General features: G+C 56.1%; 2 protein-coding genes. One reads left to right on the top strand and one right to left on the bottom strand.

What is annotated here, in order from left to right; all coding sequences use genetic code 11:
- Positions 1-79: 79 nt before the first annotated feature.
- Positions 80-2,359, bottom strand: a complete 2,280-nt coding sequence (maeB, locus tag FDW95_RS18495) for an NADP-dependent oxaloacetate-decarboxylating malate dehydrogenase (RefSeq protein WP_096756215.1) — start codon at positions 2,357-2,359, stop codon at positions 80-82.
- 279 nt (positions 2,360-2,638) lie between these two features.
- On the opposite strand from maeB, the gene tkt reads away from it, so the two are divergent.
- On the top strand, positions 2,639-4,498 hold a 1,860-nt coding region (gene tkt, locus FDW95_RS18500), incomplete at its 3' end, for a transketolase (protein WP_249359229.1).

The raw sequence follows: 4,498 nt of genomic DNA on the forward strand, positions 1-4,498 counted from the left end.
TCAGTAAGTTGGCAGCATCACCAGTTCCCCCTTACCCCATTCAAGCCAGGGTAAGGGTTCATACTTCACACTAACGTAATTACAGCGGTTGTGTTTGCGCTTCTACAACCGCCAGCGCCACCATATTCACGATACGACGAACAGAGGCGATCGGCGTTAATACATGAACTGGTTTCGCCACGCCCATCAGCACCGGGCCGACCGTTACGCCTTCAGAGCTGGACACGCGTAGTAAGTTGTAACTAATACGCGCCGCTTCCATATTCGGCATCACCAGAATATTGGCGGAGCCTTTCAGCGGACTGTCCGGCATCCGATCGTTACGAATGCTTTCTACCAGCGCGGCATCACCGTGCATCTCACCGTCGATCATCAGTTCTGGCGCACGCGCCTTGATAAGCTCCAGCGCTGCGCGCATTTTGCTGGCCGACGGACAGTTGGAAGAGCCAAAGTTGGAGTGCGACAGCAATGCCACCTTCGGTTCGATACCAAAACGCCGTACGGTTTCGGCCGCCATCACGGCGATTTCCGCCAGTTGATCCGGCGTCGGGTCATCGTTAACGTAGGTATCGGCGATAAAGGTGTTGCCGCTTGGCAGCAACAGCGCGTTCATCGCCCCCGCCGTATGCACACCGTCGCGGTGACCAAATACCGCTTTCACCACGCTGAAATGCTCGTGATAGTCGCCAATCGTGCCGCAGATCATCGCATCCGCTTCACCGCGTTGCACCATGATCGCACCAATCACCGTGGTGTTGGCAATCACCGCACGCTGCGCCTGCTCCTGGGTGATCCCCCGGCGCTTCATGATCTGATAATACTCACTCCAGTACTCTTTGAAGCGCGGGTCGGATTCGTTGTTGACGATCTCAAAATCAACACCGGCTTTGATCTGCAGCCCCAGTTTCTGGATGCGCATTTCGATCACGCTCGGACGGCCAATCAGGATCGGCTTCGCCAGACCTAAGGTGATCAATTCCTGGGTCGCATGCAGCACGCGCGCCTCTTCCCCTTCCGTCAGCACCACGCGCTTCGGCGCTTTGCGTGCCAGCGAGAAAATCGGCTTCATGAACAGGTTGGTTTTGTAGACAAACTCACTCAGCTTATCGATGTACGCATCAAAGTCGGCAATCGGGCGCGTTGCCACGCCTGAGTCCATGGCCGCTTTCGCCACCGCTGGTGCAATTTTGACAATCAGACGCGGGTCAAACGGCTTAGGAATGATGTATTCCGGGCCAAAGCTCAGGTCCTGATCGCCATAGGCGGAGGCCACCACTTCGCTCTGCTCAGCATGCGCCAGTTCCGCAATAGCGTGTACCGCCGCCAGCTTCATCTCTTCGTTGATTGCAGTGGCACCCACGTCCAGCGCACCGCGGAAGATGAACGGGAAGCACAGGACGTTGTTGACCTGGTTCGGGTAGTCGGAGCGACCGGTACAAATAATGGCATCGGAACGCACTTCTTTCGCCAGCGGCGGCAGAATTTCCGGTTCCGGGTTGGCCAGCGCCAGAATCATCGGCGCACGCGCCATTTTCTTGACCATCTCCTGGCTCAGCACTTTCGGGCCGGAACAGCCAAGGAAGATGTCAGCCCCGTCAATCACGTCATCCAGTGTACGCTTGCCGTCATCTTCCACCGCGTAGGCTGCTTTGGTTTCAGCCATATTTGGTTCGCGATCTTTGTAAATCACACCTTTGGAGTCGCAGACCACAATGTTGTGCTTCTGCATGCCCAGCGCCACCAGCAGGTTCATACAGGCAATCGCCGCCGCCCCCGCACCGGACACCACCATACGCACATCAGAGATATTCTTCTCCACCACCCGCAGACCGTTGAGGATCGCAGCGGTGCTGATGATAGCCGTGCCGTGCTGGTCGTCATGAAATACCGGAATATTCATACGCTCACGCAGTTTTTGCTCTATGTAGAAGCATTCCGGCGCTTTAATATCTTCGAGGTTGATGCCGCCAAACGTCGGCTCAAGGGCCGCCACCACGTTAATAAATTTATCCGGATCGAGTTCGTCGACTTCAATATCGAACACGTCAATCCCGGCAAATTTCTTAAACAGAACGCCTTTCCCTTCCATCACCGGTTTGCCGGCCAGCGCACCAATGTTGCCCAGCCCCAGTACCGCAGTACCGTTGGAAATCACCGCCACCAGGTTGCCGCGCGCGGTGTATTTGTAGGCCGCCAGCGGGTCTTTTTCGATTTCCAGACACGGGGCTGCAACACCGGGTGAATAGGCCAGCGCCAGGTCACGTTGGGTGGCAAGGGGTTTGGTTGGCGAAACCTGAATTTTGCCGGGTACTGGAAACTCGTGGAAATCGAGGGCGCTTTGTCTTAACTGGTCATCCATCTTGTTGTTCCTTTCACGTATCGATCAATAAAGTGGCGCAGGTAACCCTTTTGCAGAGCCGCACATTATCACCTCAGTCAGCGGCGCAAACTTTGAAGGTCGCCAAACTCTCACTACTCAAAGAAAGAATTTGTTATCAATTTATAACAGCCATGTTACCTGCTTAAGCCAGCAATACCATGCCTGTCTGCTATGCTTTTTGCTGACAACGCCTGCAAATTCTCCAAAAGTGTGAATTAACACACGCTCTAACACTTTACTTTTCAAGGAGTATTTCCTATGACCCGTAAAGAGCTTGCCAATGCCATTCGTGCGCTGAGTATGGATGCGGTCCAGAAAGCCAACTCAGGCCATCCCGGCGCACCGATGGGCATGGCCGATATTGCCGAAGTGCTGTGGAACGATTTTCTCCGCCATAACCCGAGCGATCCTCACTGGTACGATCGTGACCGGTTTATTTTGTCCAACGGTCACGCCTCAATGCTGCTTTACAGCCTGCTGCATCTTTCCGGTTACGACCTGCCGTTGGACGAGTTAAAGAACTTCCGCCAGCTGCATTCAAAAACGCCCGGGCACCCGGAACTGGGCTACACGCCGGGCGTGGAAACCACCACCGGGCCGTTGGGTCAGGGCCTGGCGAACGCCGTCGGGCTGGCGGTGGCCGAACGAACGCTGGCCGCGCAGTTTAATCAACCGGGCCATGAGATTGTCAGCCATTTCACCTATGTTTTTATGGGCGACGGCTGCCTGATGGAAGGGATTTCCCACGAAGTCTGTTCGCTGGCGGGGACGCTGGGACTGGGCAAGCTGATCGGCTTTTACGACCACAACGGCATATCTATTGATGGCGAAACCAAAGGCTGGTTTACCGACGATACCGCGAAGCGCTTTGAAGCGTATCACTGGCATGTGGTACACGAGATAGACGGGCACGATCCTGAAGCGGTGAAGAAAGCCATTCTGGAAGCCCAAAGCGTGACCGATAAGCCATCACTCATTATCTGCCGGACGGTAATTGGCTTTGGCTCGCCGAATAAGGCCGGGAAAGAAGAGGCGCACGGCGCGGCACTGGGTGAAGAAGAAGTGGCGTTGACCCGCCAGAAGCTGGGCTGGCATCATCCCGCCTTTCACATCCCCAAAGAGATTTATCGGGCCTGGGACGCGCGGGAAAAAGGCGAAAAAGCCCAGCAGGACTGGAATACGACCTTCTCCGCGTACCAGCAAGCACATCCTGAACTGGCAGCAGAGTTTACCCGCCGGATGCGTGGTGGGCTGCCAAAAGAGTGGGAAAAGAGTACCGAGAAATACATTCGCGAATTGCAGGCTAATCCGGCAAAAATTGCCACCCGTAAGGCATCGCAAAACACCCTCAACGTCTATGGCCCGATGCTGCCCGAACTGCTTGGCGGCTCTGCCGATCTCGCCCCCAGCAACCTGACTATCTGGAAAGGCTCAACCTCGCTGAAAGACGACCCGGCCGGGAATTACATTCACTACGGCGTGCGTGAATTTGGCATGACCGCCATTGCCAACGGCATCGCCCATCATGGCGGTTTTGTCCCGTATACCGCCACCTTCCTGATGTTTGTCGAATACGCCCGTAACGCCGCACGCATGGCAGCATTAATGAAGGCCCGACAGATCATGGTCTATACCCACGACTCGATTGGTCTGGGGGAAGACGGTCCGACTCACCAGGCGGTAGAGCAGCTCGCCAGCCTGCGCCTGACGCCCAACTTCAGCACCTGGCGTCCGTGCGATCAGGTCGAAGCGGCAGTAGGCTGGAAACTGGCCGTTGAGCGCCATAACGGTCCCACGGCGCTGATCCTTTCCAGGCAGAACCTGGCACAGGTTGAACGCACGCCTGAGCAGGTCAAAGAGATTGCCCGCGGCGGCTACGTACTGAAAGACGGCGGCGGGAAGCCGGATATTATCCTGATTGCTACCGGGTCAGAGATGGAGATCACGCTGCTGGCGGCGGAGAAATTGACGGGTGAAGGGCGTAACGTTCGCGTGGTCTCCCTGCCCTCGACGGATATCTTCGACGCCCAGGACGAGGCATACCGTGAATCGGTCCTGCCAGCAAACGTCAGCGCGCGCGTGGCGGTCGAAGCGGGCATTGCCGATTACTGGTACAAA

Source organism: Citrobacter sp. wls718, assembly GCF_005280945.1.
GTDB lineage: Bacteria > Pseudomonadota > Gammaproteobacteria > Enterobacterales > Enterobacteriaceae > Citrobacter > Citrobacter gillenii.